The sequence below is a fragment of the Enterobacter sp. PL_is379 genome (genome assembly GCF_055817355.1).
Map to the genome: position 1 here is coordinate 493658 of NZ_JBVPGT010000032.1, position 21704 is coordinate 515361.

At 53.9% G+C, this 21704-nt stretch carries 18 protein-coding genes; all 18 read left to right on the forward strand.

The window, feature by feature from the left end; translation table 11 throughout:
• The 18 genes from rpsB to AC0TOY_RS21220 all read left to right on the forward strand — a co-directional run bounded on the left by rpsB (nt 1) and on the right by AC0TOY_RS21220 (nt 21689).
• Nucleotides 1–726, forward strand: coding sequence for a 30S ribosomal protein S2 (rpsB, locus tag AC0TOY_RS21135; protein ID WP_003856207.1), 726 nt, complete (start codon nt 1–3; stop codon nt 724–726).
• 117 nt (nt 727–843) lie between these two features.
• Nucleotides 844–1695 carry a translation elongation factor Ts gene (tsf, locus tag AC0TOY_RS21140; protein ID WP_014830708.1) on the forward strand — a complete coding sequence of 284 codons (852 nt, stop codon included), beginning with the start codon at nt 844–846 and terminating at the stop codon, nt 1693–1695.
• A 150-nt stretch (nt 1696–1845) separates the two neighbouring features.
• Nucleotides 1846–2571 carry a UMP kinase gene (gene pyrH, locus AC0TOY_RS21145; protein ID WP_008501910.1) on the forward strand — a complete coding sequence of 242 codons (726 nt, stop codon included), beginning with the start codon at nt 1846–1848 and terminating at the stop codon, nt 2569–2571.
• A 167-nt stretch (nt 2572–2738) separates the two neighbouring features.
• Nucleotides 2739–3296 (forward strand): ribosome recycling factor, encoded by a 558-nt coding sequence (frr, locus tag AC0TOY_RS21150; RefSeq protein WP_014882629.1) that lies wholly within the window; start codon nt 2739–2741, stop codon nt 3294–3296.
• 95 nt (nt 3297–3391) lie between these two features.
• Complete coding sequence (ispC, locus tag AC0TOY_RS21155) at nt 3392–4591, forward strand: 1-deoxy-D-xylulose-5-phosphate reductoisomerase (RefSeq protein WP_473722501.1); 1200 nt, start codon at nt 3392–3394, stop codon at nt 4589–4591.
• A gap of 186 nt (nt 4592–4777) precedes the next feature.
• The gene (gene ispU / locus AC0TOY_RS21160) at nt 4778–5536 is read left to right on the forward strand and encodes a (2E,6E)-farnesyl-diphosphate-specific ditrans,polycis-undecaprenyl-diphosphate synthase (RefSeq protein ID WP_024907522.1); all 759 of its coding nucleotides are present in this window, start codon (nt 4778–4780) and stop codon (nt 5534–5536) included.
• 12 nt (nt 5537–5548) lie between these two features.
• Complete coding sequence (gene cdsA / locus AC0TOY_RS21165) at nt 5549–6406, forward strand: phosphatidate cytidylyltransferase (RefSeq protein WP_024907523.1); 858 nt, start codon at nt 5549–5551, stop codon at nt 6404–6406.
• A gap of 11 nt (nt 6407–6417) precedes the next feature.
• A complete protein-coding gene (gene rseP / locus AC0TOY_RS21170) occupies nt 6418–7770 on the forward strand; it encodes a sigma E protease regulator RseP (RefSeq protein ID WP_024907524.1) in 1353 nt (450 codons plus the stop codon).
• 29 nt (nt 7771–7799) lie between these two features.
• Nucleotides 7800–10226: an outer membrane protein assembly factor BamA gene (gene bamA / locus AC0TOY_RS21175; protein ID WP_267215219.1), complete on the forward strand. Its 2427-nt coding sequence runs from the start codon at nt 7800–7802 to the stop codon at nt 10224–10226.
• Between the two features lie 122 nt (nt 10227–10348).
• Complete coding sequence (skp, locus tag AC0TOY_RS21180; RefSeq protein ID WP_008501902.1) at nt 10349–10843, forward strand: molecular chaperone Skp; 495 nt, start codon at nt 10349–10351, stop codon at nt 10841–10843.
• A gap of 3 nt (nt 10844–10846) precedes the next feature.
• Nucleotides 10847–11872 carry a UDP-3-O-(3-hydroxymyristoyl)glucosamine N-acyltransferase gene (lpxD, locus tag AC0TOY_RS21185; protein WP_032644136.1) on the forward strand — a complete coding sequence of 342 codons (1026 nt, stop codon included), beginning with the start codon at nt 10847–10849 and terminating at the stop codon, nt 11870–11872.
• 102 nt (nt 11873–11974) lie between these two features.
• Nucleotides 11975–12430: a 3-hydroxyacyl-ACP dehydratase FabZ gene (fabZ, locus tag AC0TOY_RS21190; RefSeq protein WP_010426706.1), complete on the forward strand. Its 456-nt coding sequence runs from the start codon at nt 11975–11977 to the stop codon at nt 12428–12430.
• Between the two features lie 3 nt (nt 12431–12433).
• A complete protein-coding gene (lpxA, locus tag AC0TOY_RS21195; RefSeq protein WP_023310462.1) occupies nt 12434–13222 on the forward strand; it encodes an acyl-ACP--UDP-N-acetylglucosamine O-acyltransferase in 789 nt (262 codons plus the stop codon).
• Nucleotides 13222–14370, forward strand: coding sequence for a lipid-A-disaccharide synthase (gene lpxB / locus AC0TOY_RS21200; RefSeq protein WP_024907527.1), 1149 nt, complete (start codon nt 13222–13224; stop codon nt 14368–14370). Before lpxA ends, lpxB begins: the two co-directional genes overlap by 1 nt.
• Entirely contained in the window at nt 14367–14963 is a 597-nt protein-coding gene (rnhB, locus tag AC0TOY_RS21205; RefSeq protein ID WP_045907841.1) for a ribonuclease HII, read from the forward strand. Before lpxB ends, rnhB begins: the two co-directional genes overlap by 4 nt.
• 38 nt (nt 14964–15001) lie before the next feature.
• A complete protein-coding gene (dnaE, locus tag AC0TOY_RS21210) occupies nt 15002–18484 on the forward strand; it encodes a DNA polymerase III subunit alpha (RefSeq protein WP_024907529.1) in 3483 nt (1160 codons plus the stop codon).
• A 12-nt stretch (nt 18485–18496) separates the two neighbouring features.
• Nucleotides 18497–19456, forward strand: coding sequence for an acetyl-CoA carboxylase carboxyl transferase subunit alpha (gene accA / locus AC0TOY_RS21215; protein WP_008501895.1), 960 nt, complete (start codon nt 18497–18499; stop codon nt 19454–19456).
• Between the two features lie 100 nt (nt 19457–19556).
• Entirely contained in the window at nt 19557–21689 is a 2133-nt protein-coding gene (locus AC0TOY_RS21220; protein WP_473722502.1) for a lysine decarboxylase LdcC, read from the forward strand.
• Nucleotides 21690–21704: the final 15 nt, after the last annotated feature.

Consider the following 21704-nt stretch of genomic DNA (forward strand, 5'->3'; position numbering starts at 1 on the left):
ATGGCAACTGTTTCCATGCGCGACATGCTCAAGGCTGGTGTTCACTTTGGTCACCAGACCCGTTACTGGAACCCGAAAATGAAGCCTTTCATCTTCGGCGCGCGTAACAAAGTTCACATCATCAACCTTGAGAAAACTGTACCAATGTTCAACGAAGCCCTGGCTGAGCTGAACAAGATCTCTTCCCGTAAAGGTAAGATTCTGTTCGTTGGTACTAAGCGCGCTGCAAGCGAAGCTGTGAAAGATGCTGCTAACAGCTGCGACCAGTTCTTCGTGAACCATCGCTGGTTGGGCGGCATGCTGACCAACTGGAAAACTGTTCGTCAGTCCATCAAACGCCTGAAAGATCTGGAAACCCAGTCTCAGGACGGTACTTTCGACAAGCTGACTAAGAAAGAAGCGCTGATGCGCACTCGTGAACTGGACAAGCTGGAAAACAGCCTGGGCGGTATCAAAGATATGGGCGGCCTGCCAGACGCGCTGTTCGTAATCGATGCAGACCACGAGCACATCGCAATCAAAGAAGCTAACAACCTGGGTATCCCGGTATTCGCTATCGTTGATACCAACTCCGATCCGGACGGTGTTGACTTCGTTATCCCGGGTAACGACGACGCAATCCGTGCTGTTAGCCTGTACCTGAGCGCTGTAGCTGCTACCGTTCGTGAAGGCCGTTCCCAGGATCTGGCTTCTCAGGCGGAAGAAAGCTTCGTAGAAGCTGAATAATAAGGTTTTACCCCTTATTAGTACCGTGTATGAATAGGGGCCCATTACCGGCCCCTTTTTTCAATTTACACTGTTTGGCCCCCGGCCGGGCAGTTCACATCTCCCGAGGATTTAAGAATGGCTGAAATTACCGCATCCCTGGTAAAAGAGCTGCGCGAGCGTACTGGCGCAGGCATGATGGATTGCAAAAAAGCGCTGACTGAAGCGAACGGCGACATCGAGCTGGCAATCGAAAACATGCGTAAATCCGGTGCGATCAAAGCAGCTAAAAAAGCAGGCAACGTTGCTGCTGACGGCGTGATCATCACTAAAATCGACGGCACCTACGGCATCATTCTGGAAGTTAACTGCCAGACTGACTTCGTTGCTAAAGATGGTGGTTTCCAGGCATTTGCTAACAAAGTTCTGGACGCAGCTGTTGCTGGCAAAATCACTGACGTTGAAGTTCTGAAAGCACAGTTCGAAGAAGAACGTGTTGCGCTGGTTGCTAAAATCGGTGAGAACATCAACATCCGTCGCGTTGCTTCTCTGGAAGGCGACGTTCTGGGCTCTTACCAGCACGGTGCACGTATCGGTGTTCTGGTTGCGGCTAAAGGCGCTGACGAAGAGCTGGTTAAACAGCTGGCTATGCACATCGCTGCAAGCAAACCAGAATTCGTTAAGCCAGAAGACGTGTCTGCTGAAGTGGTAGAAAAAGAGTACCAGGTTCAGCTGGACATCGCGATGCAGTCTGGTAAACCAAAAGAAATCGCAGAGAAAATGGTTGAAGGCCGCATGAAGAAATTCACCGGCGAAGTTTCTCTGACTGGCCAGCCATTCGTTATGGATCCAAGCAAGTCTGTTGCGCAGCTGCTGAAAGAGCACAACGCTGACGTAACTGGCTTCATCCGCTTCGAAGTGGGCGAAGGCATCGAGAAAGTTGAGACTGACTTCGCAGCAGAAGTTGCTGCAATGTCCAAGCAGTCTTAATGATTGAAAAGGAGCCGCCTGAGGGCGGCTTCTTTTTGTCACCCGTCACAGGAAATCAGACAGGCTCCAGTATCGCTGTGCTGATTTGCGGCATATCATGTCGCCAGAATTAACCCCCATCTTAATCGTTGACAGTCTCAGGAAAGAAACATGGCTACCAATGCAAAACCCGTGTACAAACGCATTCTGCTTAAGCTGAGTGGCGAAGCGCTGCAGGGATCGGAAGGCTTCGGTATTGACGCAAGCATCCTTGATCGCATGGCACAGGAAATCAAAGAACTGGTCGAACTGGGTATCCAGGTTGGCGTGGTCATTGGCGGTGGCAACCTTTTCCGTGGTGCTGGTCTGGCGAAAGCGGGGATGAACCGCGTAGTGGGCGACCACATGGGTATGCTGGCAACCGTGATGAATGGCCTGGCAATGCGTGATGCGCTCCATCGCGCCTATGTGAATGCCCGCCTGATGTCCGCGATTCCCCTGAATGGCGTTTGCGATAATTACAGCTGGGCAGAAGCTATCAGCCTGCTGCGCAATAACCGCGTGGTGATCCTCTCCGCCGGTACGGGTAACCCGTTCTTTACAACCGATTCCGCTGCCTGCCTGCGCGGTATCGAGATCGAAGCCGATGTGGTACTGAAAGCGACCAAAGTAGACGGCGTGTTTACTGCCGACCCGGCAAAAGATCCTTCTGCCACCATGTACGATCAGCTGAGCTACAGCGAAGTGCTGGATAAAGAGCTGAAAGTGATGGATCTTGCCGCCTTCACGCTGGCTCGCGACCACAAACTGCCGATCCGTGTCTTCAACATGAACAAGCCTGGCGCACTGCGTCGCGTGGTCATGGGCGAAAAAGAAGGCACTTTGATCACGGAATAATTTCCGTTGACGATAAATACAGGTAAGATTCCGCTTTATTTTGTAGTGGTATCTTACCCGGGCGCGCCTTTGGCGTTGTCATGAATTAAACGCGACTATACTTAGCACACCTGTAGCGCTGTGCTGGCGGATAGTCTGCCTGAGACAAGTTTTCAAGGATTCGTAACGTGATTAACGACATCAGAAAAGATGCTGAAGTACGCATGGAAAAATGCGTAGAAGCGTTCAAAACCCAAATCAGCAAAATCCGTACTGGCCGTGCTTCCCCAAGCCTGCTGGATGGCATCATCGTAGAATACTACGGTACGCCAACCCCTCTGCGTCAGCTGGCGAGCGTCACGGTAGAAGATACCCGTACGCTGAAAATCAACGTGTTCGATCGTTCTATGAGCCCGGCCGTTGAGAAAGCGATCATGGCCTCTGACCTCGGACTGAACCCAAGCTCTGCGGGTTCTGACATCCGCGTTCCACTGCCTCCACTGACGGAAGAGCGTCGTAAAGATCTGATCAAAGTGGTTCGTGGCGAAGCTGAGCAGGGTCGTGTATCCGTGCGTAACGTCCGTCGCGATGCGAACGATAAAGTAAAAGCGCTGCTGAAAGAAAAAGAGATCAGTGAAGATGACGATCGTCGTTCTCAGGACGACATTCAGAAAATGACCGACGCTGCCATCAAGAAAATTGATGCGGCGCTGGCAGATAAAGAAGCGGAACTGATGCAGTTCTGATTTCTGTCGTACACTGATAAACGCCGTTCAGAGGGACTTTGGGTCTTGCTGGCGGCGTTTTGCTTTTATCTGGTCTAACTTTTTTCGGGCATCTCATGAAGCATTTAACACTCCTTGGCTCAACCGGCTCTATCGGTTGCAGCACTCTCGACGTCGTTCGCCATAATCCTGAACTCTACACCGTGACAGCGCTGGTGGCCGGTAAGAATGTGCAGCGAATGGTCGAGCAGTGCCTGGAGTTTGCGCCCCGCTATGCGGTGATGGATGACGAAGAGAGCGCGCGTCTGCTGAAAGCACAGCTGCTTGAACAGGGCAGTCGAACCGAGGTGCTGAGTGGCCAACAGGCGGCCTGCGAGATGGCGGCGCTGGATGAGGTGGATCAGGTGATGGCGGCCATCGTCGGGGCGGCAGGGTTATTGCCCACGCTTGCCGCGATTGATGCCGGGAAGGATGTTCTGCTGGCCAATAAAGAGTCGCTGGTCACCTGTGGACGCCTGTTTATGGATGCGGTGAAGCAGCGCGGCGCGCGTCTTTTGCCGGTCGACAGCGAGCACAACGCGATTTTTCAGAGTTTACCGCAACCTTTTCAACAGAACCTGGGGTACGCTGACCTGGAGCAGAATGGCGTGGTGTCTATTCTGCTTACCGGGTCTGGTGGCCCGTTCCGTGAAACGCCACTGTCTGAACTGTGCGCCATGACGCCGGATCAGGCGTGCCGTCATCCGAACTGGTCGATGGGGCGTAAAATCTCCGTTGACTCTGCCACCATGATGAACAAAGGTCTGGAATACATTGAAGCGCGCTGGCTGTTTAATGCGTCAGCGAAACAGATGGAAGTACTGATTCACCCGCAATCGGTGATTCACTCGATGGTGCGTTATCAGGATGGCAGCGTGCTGGCACAACTGGGCGAGCCGGACATGCGTACGCCGATTGCCCATTCCATGGCGTGGCCAAATCGAGTGAAATCCGGCGTGAAGCCGCTTGATTTCTGCAAGCTAAGTTCCCTGACGTTCAGTGAACCGGACTATGACCGCTATCCTTGTCTGAAGCTTGCGATGACTGCCTTTGACCAGGGGCAGGCGGCGACGACGGCACTTAATGCAGCCAATGAAATTACCGTTGAGGCATTTCTGAATCAGCAAATTCGTTTTACCGATATCGCGTCGTTAAATTTATCGGTACTGGAGATGATGGATTTGCGCGAACCACAAAGCGTGGAAGAGGTGCTGGCGGTGGATGCAACTGCGCGTAATATTGCGCGTCAACAGGTGACACGTCTCGCAAGCTGGTGATAAAGCAACCACTAGTCGTCGTGCTATTTGTTAGCGTTGGGCTTCAGTGATATAGTCTGCGCCACCTGATCGCAGGTATTTGACTTAATGTGGTCAGGTGAGCCGTGGTTTGACACGGCTTTTTTATGTATAGGCTTCAGTATTCCTGAGTACCGTTAAATCCTTTTCAGGGACAAAAAACGCGTTATGTTGTCTGCGAATCAACCAATAAGCGAAAATTTGCCAGCTCATGGCTGCCGTCATGTAGCAATCATTATGGATGGCAATGGCCGCTGGGCGAAAAGACAAGGGAAGATACGAGCCTTTGGGCATAAAGCGGGGGCGAAATCCGTTCGTCGCGCCGTTTCTTTTGCCGCCAACAACGGCATTGATGCGTTAACGCTCTATGCTTTTAGCAGTGAAAACTGGAATCGACCTCTGCAGGAAGTGACTGCGTTGATGGAATTGTTTGTGTGGGCGCTAGACAGCGAAGTAAAAAGCCTGCACCGCCACAACGTCCGCCTGCGTATCATTGGCGATACCAGTCGTTTTAACTCACGTTTGCAGGAACGGATTCGTAAAGCAGAAGCGCTGACGGAAAATAATACCGGTCTGACGCTGAATATTGCGGCGAATTACGGCGGACGCTGGGATATTATCCAGGGCGTTCGGCATCTGGCCGAACAGGTTCAGGAAGGGCTGTTGAGACCCGACCAAATTGATGAAGAGGCGCTGAGCAAGCAAATCTGCATGAATGAACAGGCGCCTGTGGATTTGGTAATTAGGACAGGGGGGGAACATCGCATAAGTAACTTTTTGATATGGCAAATTGCCTATGCCGAACTTTACTTTACGGATGTTCTTTGGCCCGATTTTGATGAACAAGACTTTGAAGGTGCGCTGCATGCCTTTGCCAATCGAGAGCGTCGTTTCGGCGGCACCGAGCCTGGTGGCGACAAAGCCTGATGGGGGTAGCTTTTGCTGAAGTATCGCCTGATTTCCGCTTTTGTATTAATACCCATTGTCATTGCGGCGCTGTTTTTACTGCCCCCGGTGGGATTCGCTATTGTCACGCTGGTGGTGTGCATGCTCGCCGCGTGGGAATGGGGACAGTTCAGCGGCTTTACCTCGCGCACTCAGCGGGTATGGCTCGCGGTACTTTGTGGCTTTATCCTGGCCATAATGCTGTTTACGTTGCCTGAATATCACCATGATATTCATCAGCCCCTGGTTGCCGGCTCCTTGTGGATATCGTTGGTCTGGTGGGTTGCCGCGCTGTTGCTGGTCCTTTTTTATCCAGGTTCCGCGGCATTATGGCGTAATTCAAAAGTGCTACGACTGATTTTTGGTTTGCTCACCATTATTCCTTTTTTCTGGGGTATGGTTGCGCTGCGCGCCTGGCACTACGACGAAAACCACTACAGCGGCGCGATCTGGCTGCTTTATGTAATGATTCTGGTCTGGGGGGCTGACTCCGGGGCCTATATGTTTGGTAAACTGTTTGGCAAACATAAGCTGGCACCGAAGGTCTCCCCGGGTAAAACCTGGCAAGGATTCATCGGCGGCCTGTTTACGGCAGCGATCATCTCCTGGGGCTACGGCGTCTGGGCGAATCTTGAAGTGGCACCGTCAATACTGCTGGTGTGCTCGATTTTTGCTGCGCTTGCCTCCGTGCTCGGTGATTTAACCGAAAGTATGTTTAAGCGTGAAGCAGGGATTAAGGACAGCGGACACCTGATTCCAGGGCATGGCGGTATACTGGATCGCATTGATAGCCTGACAGCGGCTGTTCCAGTGTTTGCATGTTTGCTTTTACTGGTATTCGGGACGATTTAACGGAAGGTTTTATGCTGAGCATTCTCTGGAATCTGGCGGCGTTCATTGTTGCACTGGGTGTACTGATTACCGTGCATGAATTTGGCCATTTCTGGGTTGCTCGCCGCTGTGGCGTGCGCGTAGAGCGGTTTTCCATCGGTTTTGGCAAATCACTCTGGACGCGCACCGACCGCCACGGCACGGAATTTGTCATCGCCCTTATCCCGCTGGGCGGCTACGTCAAAATGCTCGACGAACGCGTCGAGCCTGTCGCACCTGAGCTGCGACACAGCGCTTTCAACAATAAAACCGTTGGACAACGCGCCGCCATCATTGCTGCCGGACCGGTAGCCAACTTCATTTTTGCGATTTTCGCTTACTGGCTGGTGTTTATCATCGGCGTCCCGGGCGTGCGTCCGGTGGTGGGGGAAATTGCTCCCAACTCCATCGCGGCGAGTGCGCAAATTACATCCGGGATGGAACTTAAAGCGATTGATGGCATCGAAACCCCTGATTGGGATGCCGTGCGACTGCAGCTGGTTGCCAAAATTGGCGATCCGCAGACCACCATCAGCGTATCGCCGTTTGGTTCCGATGCGCGTCAGGACAAAGTGCTCGATTTACGTCACTGGCGTTTCGAGCCAGACAAAGAAGATCCCGTCGCTGCGCTGGGTATTCGTCCACGCGGTGCGCAGATCGAGCCGGTATTAGCCGAAGTACAGGCAAATTCGGCGGCGAGCAAAGCGGGTTTGCAAGCGGGCGACAGGATCGTTAAAGTCGATGGTCAACCATTAACAGAGTGGATGACCTTTGTTACTCTGGTGCGCGATAATCCGGGAACGTCTCTCGCGCTGGAAGTTGAAAGGCAGGGCAGTCCACTTTCGCTGACGCTGATCCCGGATACGAAGTCGGTTGGCAAAAAGGCAGAAGGGTTTGCAGGCGTTGTGCCAAAAGTGATCCCGCTGCCAGATGAGTACAAGACAATACGCCAGTATGGGCCGTTCAGCGCCATCCTTGAAGCCACGGATAAAACATGGCAACTGATGAAGCTGACGGTCAACATGTTGGGAAAATTGATAACCGGTGATGTGAAACTGAACAACCTCAGTGGGCCAATTTCGATTGCCCAGGGGGCTGGGATGTCAGCGGAGTTCGGGGTAATTTACTATCTCATGTTCCTCGCGCTCATTAGCGTGAACCTTGGGATAATCAACCTGTTCCCGCTTCCCGTTTTAGACGGGGGTCATCTGCTGTTTTTAGCGATTGAAAAGCTAAAAGGCGGACCGGTATCCGAGCGAGTTCAAGACTTTAGTTATCGCATTGGCTCGATTTTGCTGGTGCTGTTAATGGGGCTTGCACTTTTCAATGATTTCTCTCGGTTGTAAGAGAGTGTTAGGAAGAACGCATAATAACGATGGCGATGAAAAAGTTGCTCATAGCGTCGCTGCTGTTTAGCAGCGCCACCGTATACGGTGCTGACGGGTTCGTAGTGAAAGACATTCATTTCGAAGGCCTCCAGCGTGTCGCCGTTGGTGCGGCCCTCCTCAGTATGCCTGTACGCCCCGGCGATACGGTTAATGATGATGATATCAGTAACACCATCCGTGCTCTGTTTGCCACCGGCAACTTCGAGGATGTCCGCGTCCTGCGCGATGGTGATACGCTGCTGGTACAGGTAAAAGAACGTCCAACGATCGCCAGTATCACTTTCTCCGGTAACAAGTCGGTGAAAGATGACATGCTCAAGCAAAACCTTGAAGCATCCGGTGTTCGTGTGGGTGAATCCCTGGACCGCACAACCCTTTCAGACATTGAAAAAGGTCTGGAAGACTTCTACTACAGCGTCGGTAAATACAGTGCCAGCGTGAAAGCGGTTGTCACTCCGCTGCCGCGTAACCGTGTTGACCTGAAGCTGGTCTTCCAGGAAGGTGTTTCTGCGAAGATCCAGCAGATCAACATTGTCGGCAACCACGCGTTCAGCACCGACGAACTGATCTCCACCTTCCAGCTGCGCGATGAAGTGCCATGGTGGAACGTGGTAGGCGATCGCAAATACCAGAAACAGAAACTGGCGGGCGACCTTGAAACTCTGCGCAGCTACTATCTCGATCGTGGCTATGCGCGTTTCAACATCGACTCGACTCAGGTAAGCCTGACGCCGGACAAGAAAGGGATCTACATCACGGTCAACATCACTGAAGGCGAGCAGTACAAGCTTTCGGGTGTTGAGGTGAGTGGTAACCTGGCCGGGCATTCTGCTGAAATCGAATCGCTGACCAAAATTCAGCCAGGCGACCTGTATAGCGGTTCCAAGGTAACCAAAATGGAAGACAGCATTAAGAAGCTGCTCGGCCGCTATGGTTATGCCTATCCGCGCGTACAGACTCAGCCTGAAATCAATGACGCGGATAAAACCGTTAAGCTGCACGTGAATGTTGACGCGGGCAACCGTTTCTACGTGCGTAAGATCCGCTTCGTCGGTAACGACACCTCCAAAGATTCCGTTCTGCGTCGCGAAATGCGTCAGATGGAAGGCGCATGGTTGGGTAGCGACCTCGTTGATCAGGGTAAAGAGCGTCTGAACCGTCTGGGCTATTTTGAAACGGTGGATACCGATACCCAGCGCGTACCGGGCAGCCCGGATCAGGTTGATGTCGTTTATAAAGTGAAAGAGCGCAACACCGGTAGCTTCAACTTCGGTGTGGGCTACGGTACCGAGAGCGGCGTCAGCTTCCAGGTCGGCGTGCAGCAGGATAACTGGCTGGGTACGGGTTACTCTGTCGGGATTAACGGCACCAAAAACGACTACCAGACCTACTCTGAGTTCTCTGTAACGAACCCATACTTCACCGTTGACGGTGTGAGCCTGGGCGGTCGTATCTTCTATAACGACTTTAAAGCAGACGATGCGGATCTGTCTTCTTACACCAACAAGAGTTACGGTGTGGACGGTACGCTTGGCTTCCCGGTTAACGAATACAACACCCTGCGTGCGGGCTTAGGTTACGTGCATAACGACCTGTCCAATATGCAACCGCAGGTGGCGATGTGGCGTTACCTGGACTCCATTGGTCAGTCAACCAGCAAAACTGGTCATGACAATGGCTTCGCTGCGGATGACTTCACCTTTAACTACGGCTGGACCTACAACCGTCTTGACCGTGGTTACTTCCCAACGGAAGGTTCTCGCGTCAACCTGAACGGTAAAGTGACCGTGCCGGGCTCCGATAACGAGTTCTATAAGGTCACGCTGGATACCGCGTCCTACTTCCCGATCGATGACGATCATAAGTGGGTGGTTCTGGGTCGTACCCGCTGGGGCTACGGCGACGGTTTAGGCGGCAAAGAACTGCCGTTCTATGAAAACTTCTATGCCGGTGGTTCCAGTACCGTTCGTGGCTTCCAGTCCAACAACATTGGTCCGAAAGCGGTTTACTACGGCGGGAACGACAAAGATAACTGTGATAAACCAGCTACGGATAGTAAAGGCCAGCCAAACGTCTGTAGCTCCAATGATGCAGTGGGCGGTAACGCCATGGCCGTTGCCAGCCTGGAGTTCATCACGCCAACGCCGTTTATCAGCGATAAATATGCGAACTCGGTGCGTACGTCCTTCTTCTGGGATGCAGGTACTGTGTGGGATACAAACTGGAGCACGAAAGGTATGCCTAGCGATATTCCTGACTACAGCGATCCGAGCAATATTCGCATGTCTGCCGGTATCGCATTACAATGGATGTCACCGCTGGGGCCGTTGGTCTTCTCTTACGCCCAGCCGTTTAAGAAATATGATGGAGATAAGTCGGAGCAATTCCAGTTTAACATTGGTAAAACCTGGTAATAATCCGCTGCAAAGGAATGCGTTGGCAGTGTAGCGCTGACAACTGGCGATCGGTAACACGGTCGCCTTGCCACGCAAAGAACGGTACCTTCTGGTGCCAATGGGATGGTAAGGAGTTAATTGTGAAAAAGTGGTTATTAGCTGCAGGTCTCGGTTTAGCGATGGCAACTTCTGCTCAGGCAGCAGACAAAATTGCAATCGTCAACATGGGTAATTTGTTCCAGCAGGTTGCACAGAAAACAGGTGTTTCTGCGACTCTGGAAAACGAATTCAAAGGCCGTGCAAGCGAACTGCAGGGTATGGAAAACGATCTTCAGTCCAAAATGCAGCGTCTGCAGCGTGATGGTTCTACCATGAAGGCAAGCGACCGCAGCAAGCTGGAAAAAGACGTAATGGCTCAGCGCCAGGCGTTCTCTCAGAAAGCGCAGGCTTTCGAGCAGGATCGTCAGCGTCGTTCTAACGAAGAACGCGGCAAGCTGGTGACTCGCATTCAGACCGCTGTTAAAGCAGTGGCTGCCGATCAGAGCATCGATCTGGTTGTTGATGCGAACGCCGTCGCTTTCAACAGCAAAGATGTTAAAGACATCACTGCTGATGTTCTGAAACAGGTTAAATAAGTAATGCCTTCAATTCGACTGGCTGATTTAGCTCAGCAGTTGGATGCAGAATTACACGGTGATGGCGATATCGTCATCACCGCTGTTGCGTCCATGCAATCTGCTAAAGCTGGCACGATTACCTTCATGGTAAGCCCTAAGTACCGTGAGCAACTGGCTCAATGCCAGGCGTCAGCTGTTGTACTGACGCAGGACGATCTTCCATTTGCCACTGTAAGCGCGCTGGTAGTGAAAAACCCCTACCTGACGTATGCACGCATGGCTCAAATTCTTGATACCACGCCGCAACCGGCCCAAAACATTGCTGCCAGCGCAGCGATTGATGCGACGGCCAGGCTGGGTAACAACGTCGCCGTTGGGGCGAATGCGGTTATCGAATCCGGCGTTGTGCTGGGCGATAACGTCGTCATTGGCCCAGGCTGCTTCGTTGGGAAAAATACGAAAATCGGCGCAGGGACCCGTTTGTGGGCCAATGTGTCCGTTTATCATGACGTTGAAATTGGCGAAAACTGCCTCGTCCAGTCCAGCACCGTGATTGGTTCTGATGGCTTTGGTTACGCTAACGATCGCGGTAACTGGGTGAAGATCCCACAGCTTGGTCGCGTTATTATTGGCGATCGCGTGGAGATCGGCGCCTGTACCACCATTGACCGTGGCGCGCTTGACGACACGATCATTGGCAATGGTGTTATCATCGATAACCAGTGCCAGATTGCGCATAACGTTGTGATTGGCGACAATACCGCGGTTGCGGGTGGCGTCATCATGGCGGGCAGCCTGAAAATTGGCCGTTATTGCATGATTGGCGGTGCGAGCGTGATTAATGGCCATATGGAAATCTGCGACAAGGTGACCGTGACGGGAATGGGCATGGTAATGCGTCCTATCACTGAACCTGGCGTTTATTCCTCAGGCATTCCGCTACAGCCCAACAAGGTATGGCGTAAAACAGCAGCTCTGGTGATGAACATTGATGATATGAGCAAGCGCCTCAAGTCTCTTGAGCGTAAGATCGATCAACAAGACTAAGCGTCATCCGTTTAACGCTATTTTTCCCGGCCTGTCGGCTTTCTAATAAACCGGCAGGCCGTGTTATTATTGTTATCAGTACATTTTGACAGGAAGAGTATTTTGACTACTGACACTCATACTCTGCATATTGAAGAGATTTTAGAACTTCTGCCGCACCGCTACCCGTTTCTGCTGGTAGACCGCGTGCTGGATTTTGAAGAAGGTCGTTTTCTGCGCGCAGTGAAAAATGTTTCCGTGAACGAGCCGTTCTTCCAGGGGCACTTCCCTGGTAAGCCTATCTTCCCGGGTGTGTTGATTCTGGAAGCGATGGCTCAGGCTACCGGTATTCTGGCGTTTAAAAGCGTCGGTAAACTGGAGCCAGGTGAGCTGTATTACTTCGCGGGTATTGATGAAGCGCGCTTTAAGCGCCCTGTCGTGCCTGGTGATCAGATGATCATGGAAGTCACTTTTGAAAAAACGCGTCGTGGCCTGACTCGCTTCAAAGGCGTAGCACTGGTTGACGGCAAAGTTGTTTGCGAAGCGACGATGATGTGTGCTCGTAGCCGGGAGTCCTGATACGTGATTGATAAATCCGCCTTTATTCATCCTACCGCGATTGTGGAAACCGGTGCCATCATTGGTGCTAACGTCCACATTGGCCCGTTTTGTATTGTTGGACCCCATGTCGAAATTGGTGAGGGTACAGTACTGAAATCTCACGTTGTCGTGAATGGTCATACGACCATTGGCTGCAATAACGAGATCTATCAGTTCGCCTCCATCGGCGAAGTTAACCAGGATCTGAAATATGCTGGTGAGTCGACCCGTCTGGAAATTGGCGATCGTAACCGTATTCGCGAAAGCGTCACCATTCATCGTGGAACAGTACAGGGTGGTGGGTTGACGAAGGTGGGCAGCGATAACCTGTTTATGGTTAATGCGCATATCGCGCACGACTGTACCGTGGGTGACCGCTGTATTCTTGCCAACAACGCAACGCTGGCAGGACACGTATCGGTTGATGACTTCGCAATTATTGGCGGCATGACCGCAGTCCATCAGTTCTGCATCATTGGTGCGCACGTGATGGTTGGCGGCTGCTCCGGTGTGGCGCAGGACGTCCCACCGTATGTGATTGCGCAGGGCAACCATGCCACGCCGTTTGGCGTGAACATCGAAGGCCTCAAGCGTCGTGGTTTTAGCCGCGAAGCGATTACTGCCATTCGCAACGCGTACAAACTGCTGTACCGTAGCGGTAAAACGCTGGAAGAGGCGAAGCCGGAAATTGCCGAGCTGGCGAATAAGCACCCGGAAGTGAACGCGTTCATGGAATTCTTTGACCGTTCAACAAGGGGTCTGATTCGTTAATGGTCGACAGTCGTCCGCTTACGATAGCCCTGGTCGCCGGAGAAACCTCCGGCGATATTCTTGGTGCAGGTCTCATCCGCGCGCTTAAGGCGCGTGTACCCAACGCTCGCTTTGTCGGCGTTGCTGGCCCGCTGATGCAGGCCGAAGGCTGTGAAGCCTGGTATGAAATGGAAGAGCTGGCCGTGATGGGCATCGTTGAGGTGCTGGGACGGCTCCGCCGTTTGCTGCACATTCGTGCCGATCTCACCCGCCGTTTTACCGAACTCAAACCCGATGTGTTTGTCGGTATCGATGCACCTGATTTCAACATTACCCTCGAAGGGAATCTGAAAAAGCAGGGCATAAAAACCATTCACTACGTCAGTCCGTCCGTCTGGGCGTGGCGACAGAAACGCGTTTTCAAAATTGGACGGTCCACCAACCTGGTGCTGGCTTTTCTGCCTTTCGAAAAAGCGTTTTACGACAGATTTAATGTTCCGTGCCGTTTTATCGGTCATACCATGGCGGATGCGATGCCATTGGATCCGGATAAAAACGCGGCGCGCGACGTGCTGGGCATCCCCCATGATGTGCATTGTCTGGCACTGCTGCCAGGCAGCCGTGGTGCAGAAGTGGAGATGCTGAGCGCCGATTTCCTCAAAACAGCGCAAATTCTTCGCCAGAGCTATCCCGACCTTGAAGTGGTTGTTCCGCTGGTGAATGCCAAACGCCGCGAGCAGTTTGAGCGCATCAAAGCGGAAGTCGCCCCGGATCTCCACGTCCGTCTTCTGGACGGGAAAGGGCGAGAAGCGATGTATGCGAGCGATGCCGCGCTGTTGGCCTCCGGCACGGCGGCGCTGGAATGTATGCTGGCGAAATGCCCGATGGTGGTCGGTTACCGCATGAAGCCGTTCACCTTCTGGCTGGCAAAACGTCTGGTGAAAACGGATTATGTCTCCCTGCCAAACCTGCTTGCCGGTCGCGAGCTGGTGAAAGAGCTGTTGCAGGATGAGTGCCAGCCGCAGGCGCTTGCCGATGCACTGCTGCCGCTGCTGGCAAACGGCAAGACCAGCCACCAGATGCACGACACCTTCCGCGAACTGCATCAACTGATCCGCTGTAATGCTGATGAGCAAGCGGCTGATGCGGTGCTGGAGCTAGCAAAATGATGGAATTTGTTTATCCTCACACCCACCTTGTGGCGGGCGTGGATGAAGTGGGTCGTGGTCCGTTAGTCGGGGCAGTGGTGACCGCTGCGGTGATCCTCGATCCGGCTCGGCCGATCGTCGGGCTGAACGACTCTAAAAAATTGTCTGAAAAGCGCCGGCTGGCGCTGTTTAGTGAGATTCAGGAGAAAGCGCTGGCCTGGAGCCTGGGGCGCGCTGAACCGCATGAGATAGACGAGCTGAATATTTTGCACGCCACGATGCTGGCGATGCAGCGTGCGGTAGCGGGGCTGAAAATCGCCCCTGAATATGTCCTGATTGACGGCAACCGCTGTCCGGCACTACCCATGCCTTCAATGGCGGTCGTCAAAGGCGATAGCCGGGTCGCAGAAATCAGCGCAGCTTCTATTATTGCCAAAGTGACGCGCGACGCTGAAATGGCCGCGCTGGACCTCACTTACCCTCAGTATGGTTTCGCCCAGCATAAGGGGTATCCCACACCTTTCCATCTGGAAAGGCTGGCTGAACATGGCGCAACCGAACACCACCGTCGCAGCTTTGGCCCGGTGAAGCGCGCCCTGGGACGGGTGTCCTGAATCAATACGCAAGCAATTAAGTAACGCGGAATCTGAAGATGGCTGAACCACGTTTCGTACACCTGCGGGTGCATAGCGACTACTCCATGATCGATGGGCTGGCGAAGACCGGGCCGCTGGTAAAAAAGGCGGCCTCCCTTGGCATGCCCGCGCTGGCGATAACCGATTTTACCAACCTGTGTGGCCTGGTGAAGTTCTACGGAACGGCGCATGGCGCGGGGATGAAGCCTATCGTTGGCGCAGATTTTCATGTGCAGAGCGATCTCATCGGCGATGAAATGACGCAAATCTCCGTGCTGGCGATGAACAACACGGGCTATCAAAACCTCACTCTGCTTATCTCAAAAGCCTACCAGCGTGGATACGGTGCGCTGGGGCCGTGGATCGACCGTGACTGGCTGGCTGAGCTGAACGAAGGGCTGCTGCTGATCTCCGGCGGCCGTATGGGCGATGTCGGCAAATGCCTGCTGCGCGGCAATAGCGCGCTGGTGGATCAATGCCTCTCGTTCTATGAAGAGTATTTCCCGGATCGTTATTATCTGGAGCTGATCCGCACCGGCCGTCAGGACGAAGAGAACTATCTTCATGCCGCTGTGGCACTTGCAGAAGAGCGTGGGTTGCCCGTGGTGGCTACCAACGATGTGCGGTTCCTTGAGCCCGGGGATTTTGACGCGCACGAAATTCGCGTGGCGATCCACGATGGCTTCACGCTGGACGATCCTAAACGACCGCGCAACTACTCATCGCAGCAGTACATGCGCAGCGAAGAGGAGATGTGTGAGCTCTTCTCCGATATCCCGGAAGCGCTGGAAAACAGCGTAGAGATTGCAAAGCGCTGTAACGTTACCGTCCGCCTTGGCGAGTACTTCCTGCCGCAGTTCCCGACAGGAGACATGACCACGGAAGATTTCCTGGTCGCAAAATCAAAAGAAGGTCTGGAAGAGCGTCTGGAGTTTCTGTTCCCGGATGAGGCCGTTCGCAAAGAGAAGCGGCCGCCGTACGATGAACGCCTGGATATTGAACTCCAGGTGATCAACCAGATGGGCTTCCCGGGCTACTTCCTGATCGTCATGGAGTTTATCCAGTGGTCGAAGGATAACGGCGTACCGGTCGGACCGGGCCGAGGCTCCGGTGCTGGGTCGCTTGTGGCCTATGCGCTTAAAATTACCGACCTCGATCCGCTGGAATTCGACCTGCTGTTCGAACGTTTCCTCAACCCGGAACGTGTTTCCATGCCCGACTTTGACGTCGACTTCTGCATGGAGAAACGTGACCAGGTGATCGAGCACGTCGCCGATATGTACGGCCGTGATGCGGTATCGCAGATTATTACGTTCGGTACGATGGCGGCGAAAGCGGTTATCCGTGACGTCGGCCGCGTGCTGGGCCACCCGTACGGGTTTGTCGATCGCATCTCTAAACTGGTACCGCCCGATCCAGGCATGACGCTGGCAAAAGCCTTTGAGGCTGAACCACAGCTGCCGGAAATCTACGAAGCGGACGAAGAAGTCAAAGCGCTGATCGACATGGCGCGCAAGCTGGAAGGCGTCACGCGTAACGCCGGTAAGCATGCGGGGGGCGTGGTTATCGCCCCGACCAAAATTACCGACTTTGCGCCGCTCTACTGCGACGAAGCGGGCCAGCACCCGGTTACCCAGTTCGATAAGAACGACGTAGAATACGCCGGGCTGGTGAAGTTCGACTTCCTTGGTCTGCGTACGTTGACCATCATTAACTGGGCGCTGGAGATGATCAACGCCCGCCGCGAGAAGAACGGCGAGCCGCCGTTGGATATCGCGGCCATCCCGCTGGATGACAAGAAAAGTTTCGACATGCTGCAGCGCTCGGAGACCACCGCCGTCTTCCAGCTGGAATCGCGCGGCATGAAAGATCTGATTAAGCGCCTGCAGCCCGACTGCTTCGAAGATATGATCGCGCTGGTAGCCCTGTTCCGTCCGGGCCCGCTACAGTCAGGGATGGTAGATAACTTTATCGACCGTAAGCACGGGCGCGAAGAGATTTCCTACCCGGACGTTCAGTGGCAGCACGAAAGCCTGAAGCCGGTGCTGGAGCCCACCTACGGCATCATCCTGTACCAGGAACAAGTTATGCAGATCGCCCAGGTGCTTTCCGGCTATACCCTCGGCGGCGCGGACATGCTGCGTCGTGCGATGGGTAAGAAAAAGCCGGAAGAGATGGCCAAGCAGCGAGGTACTTTCGAAGAAGGCGCGAGAAAAAACGGCGTTGATGGTGAACTGGCGATTAAGATCTTTGACCTGGTTGAGAAATTCGCCGGGTACGGATTTAACAAATCCCACTCCGCCGCCTATGCTTTGGTGTCGTACCAAACGCTGTGGCTGAAAGCGCACTATCCTGCTGAATTTATGGCGGCGGTAATGACGGCCGATATGGATAACACCGAGAAGGTGGTGGGCCTGGTGGACGAGTGCTGGCGCATGGGGCTTAAGATCCTGCCGCCGGACATTAACTCAGGGCTCTACCACTTCCACGTCAATGACGACGGGGAGATCGTTTACGGGATCGGCGCGATCAAAGGCGTGGGTGAAGGTCCGATCGAGGCGATCATCGAAGCGCGTAACAACGGCGGGTATTTCCGCGAGCTGTTCGATCTTTGCGCCCGCACCGATACCAAAAAACTGAACCGTCGCGTGCTGGAAAAACTGATCATGTCCGGCGCGTTTGACCGGCTGGGGCCGCACCGCGCCGCGCTGATGAATTCCCTCGGCGATGCGCTGAAAGCGGCGGATCAGCATGCAAAAGCGGAAGCCATTGGTCAGGCGGATATGTTCGGGGTGCTGGCGGAAGAGCCGGAGCAGATCGAGCAATCTTACTCCAACTGCCAGCCGTGGCCTGAACAGGTGGTACTGGATGGGGAGCGTGAGACGTTAGGCTTGTACCTGACGGGGCACCCGATCAACCAGTACATCAAAGAAATTGAGCGCTATGTCGGCGGCCACAGGCTTAAAGACATGCATCCGACAGAACGTGGTAAAATCACCACGGCTGCGGGGCTCGTGATTGCTGCAAGGGTTATGGTCACCAAGCGCGGCAATCGTATCGGCATCTGTACGTTGGATGACCGTTCCGGGCGTCTGGAGGTGATGTTGTTCACCGACGCGCTGGATAAATACCAGCAATTGCTGGAAAAAGACCGCATACTTATCGTCAGCGGACAGGTCAGCTTTGATGACTTCAGTGGGGGGCTTAAAATGACCGCCCGCGAAGTGATGGACATTGACGAAGCCCGGGAAAAATATGCTCGCGGGCTTGCTATCTCGCTGACGGACAGGCAAATTGATGACCAGCTTTTAAACCGACTCCGTCAGTCTCTGGAACCCCACCGCTCGGGGACAATTCCAGTACATCTCTACTATCAGAGGGCGGATGCACGCGCGCGGTTGCGCTTTGGTGCAACGTGGCGTGTCTCTCCGAGCGATCGTTTACTGAACGATCTCCGTGGCCTCATTGGTTCGGAGCAGGTGGAACTGGAGTTTGACTAATACAGGAATACTATGAGTCTGAATTTCCTTGATTTCGAACAGCCGATTGCTGAGCTGGAAGCGAAAATCGATTCTCTGACAGCGGTAAGCCGTCAGGATGAAAAACTGGATATTAACATCGACGAAGAAGTGCATCGTCTGCGCGAGAAAAGCGTAGAGCTGACGCGCAAAATCTTTGCCGATCTCGGCGCATGGCAGGTGGCCCAGCTGGCTCGCCATCCACAGCGTCCGTACACCCTGGATTATGTCCGCCTGGCGTTTGACGAATTTGACGAACTGGCAGGCGATCGCGCATACGCTGACGATAAAGCTATCGTTGGCGGTATCGCGCGTCTGGACGGACGCCCGGTGATGATCATTGGTCATCAGAAAGGCCGTGAAACCAAAGAGAAAATCCGTCGTAACTTTGGTATGCCAGCCCCAGAAGGCTACCGCAAAGCCCTGCGTCTGATGGAGATGGCTGAGCGTTTCAACATGCCAATCATCACCTTCATCGATACCCCGGGTGCCTACCCTGGCGTGGGCGCGGAAGAGCGCGGTCAGTCTGAAGCCATCGCGCGCAACCTGCGCGAGATGTCTCGTCTGAAGGTGCCGGTCATCTGTACCGTTATTGGCGAGGGTGGTTCCGGCGGTGCGCTGGCGATTGGCGTGGGCGATAAAGTGAATATGCTGCAGTACAGCACCTATTCCGTTATCTCCCCTGAAGGCTGCGCGTCCATTCTGTGGAAAAGCGCCGACAAAGCACCGCTGGCTGCAGAAGCAATGGGCATCATTGCGCCACGCCTGAAAGAGCTTAAGCTGATCGATTCCATCATCCCGGAACCGCTGGGTGGTGCACATCGTAAGCCGGAAGTGATGGCGGCTTCTCTGAAAGCGCAGCTGCTGGCTGACCTGGCGGATCTGGACGTGCTGAGCAAAGAGGATCTGCTCAACCGCCGTTACCAGCGTCTGATGACCTACGGTTACGCGTAAGCTTCACAATTATCTGAAAAGCCGCACACTGTTGCGGCTTTTTTTATACCTGCGGTTTAGCCGGACTATGCTTAGCTAATGTTTTTTAAGGAGGAAGCCCATGAATATCATTGCCGTTATGGGGCCACACGGCGTCTTTTATAAAGATGAGCCGATTAAGGAGCTGGAGCAATCCCTGCAGTCGCGCGGGTATCAGCTAATCTGGCCGCACAACAGCGCCGACCTGCTGAAGTTCATCGAGCATAACCCACGTATCTGCGGCGTGATCTTCGACTGGGATGAATATGATCTCGAACTGTGCAGCGACATCAACAAGCTGAACGAATACCTCCCGCTGTACGCGTTTATTAATACCCACTCCACCATGGACGTCAGCGCCAATGATATGCGTATGGCGCTGTGGTTCTTTGAATATTCCCTCGGCGTGGCGGACGATATTGCGACCCGAATTCAGCAATACACGAATGAATATCTCGATAACATTACGCCACCGTTTACCCGGGCGCTTTTCACCTACGTAAAGGAGGGGAAATATACCTTCTGTACGCCGGGTCATATGGCGGGTACGGCTTATCAAAAAAGCCCGGTGGGCTGCCTGTTCTATGATTTCTTTGGTGGCAACACGCTGAAAGCGGACGTGTCGATTTCAGTCACCGAATTAGGCTCTCTGCTGGATCACACCGGCCCGCATCTGGAAGCCGAAGAGTATATCGCCCGCACCTTTGGCGCAGAGCAGAGCTATATGGTGACCAACGGCACCTCGACCTCGAACAAAATCGTCGGGATGTACGCCGCGCCGGCGGGCAGCACCCTGCTGATTGACCGTAACTGCCATAAATCGCTGGCGCACCTGCTGATGATGAGCGACGTCGTACCGCTCTGGCTGTCACCCACGCGTAACGCGCTCGGTATCCTTGGCGGCATTCCGCGCCGGGAGTTCACGCATGAAGCCATTGAAAGCAAGGTCGCGTCAGTGCCTGGCGCAGGCTGGCCCGTCCATGCGGTGATCACCAACTCGACCTATGACGGTCTGCTGTACAATACAGACTGGATCAAAAAGGCGCTGGACGTACCGTCTATCCACTTTGATTCCGCATGGGTACCGTATACCAACTTCCACCCGATATACGCGGGTAAAAGCGGCATGAGCGGTGAACGCGTGCCGGGTAAAGTGTTCTTCGAAACGCAGTCGACGCACAAAATGCTGGCGGCGTTTTCCCAGGCTTCGCTTATCCACATCAAAGGTGAGTACGACGAAGACACGTTCAACGAAGCCTTTATGATGCACACTACCACTTCACCGAGCTATCCGCTGGTGGCCTCTATTGAAACGGCCGCGGCGATGCTGCGCGGCAACCCGGGCAAACGTCTCATCAACCGTTCGGTGGAGCGCGCGCTGCATTTCCGCAAAGAGGTTCAGCGGCTGAAAGATGAAGCCGACGGCTGGTTCTTTGATATCTGGCAGCCGGAAGAGATTGATGAGGCGGAGTGCTGGCCCGTCTCGCCCGGCGAAGACTGGCATGGCTTCCGGGATGCAGATAGCGACCATATGTTCCTCGACCCGGTAAAAGTAACAATCCTGACGCCGGGCATGGATGAGCAGGGCAAGATGAGTGAAGAAGGTATTCCGGCCGCGCTGGTCGCGAAATTCCTTGATGAACGTGGCGTGGTGGTAGAGAAGACCGGGCCCTATAACCTGCTGTTCCTGTTCAGTATTGGTATTGATAAAACGCGGGCGATGGGGTTGTTGCGCGGTCTGATGGAGTTTAAGCGCGCCTACGATCTTAACCTGCGGGTGAAGAACATGCTGCCGGATCTCTACGCGGAGGATCCCGACTTCTACCGTAATATGCGCATTCAGGATCTGGCCCAGGGGATCCACAGATTGATCCGCCAGCACAATCTGCCGCGTCTGATGCTTCAGGCGTTCGATGTCTTACCGGAGATGAAATTAACCCCGCACAAGGCTTGGCAGCGCCAGGTGAAAGGGGAGGTCGAAACCGTTGAGCTGGAAAATCTGGTCGGGCGCGTATCGGCCAACATGATCCTGCCTTACCCGCCGGGCGTTCCGCTCCTGATGCCAGGAGAGATGATTACCGAGGAGAGTCGGGCCGTGCTCGATTTCCTGCTGATGCTCTGTTCGGTAGGGCGTCACTATCCCGGTTTTGAGACGGATATTCACGGTGCGAAGCGCGATGAGAACGGCGTTTACTGGGTGCGAGTCCTAAAATAAGGGTGACCGCTTGCA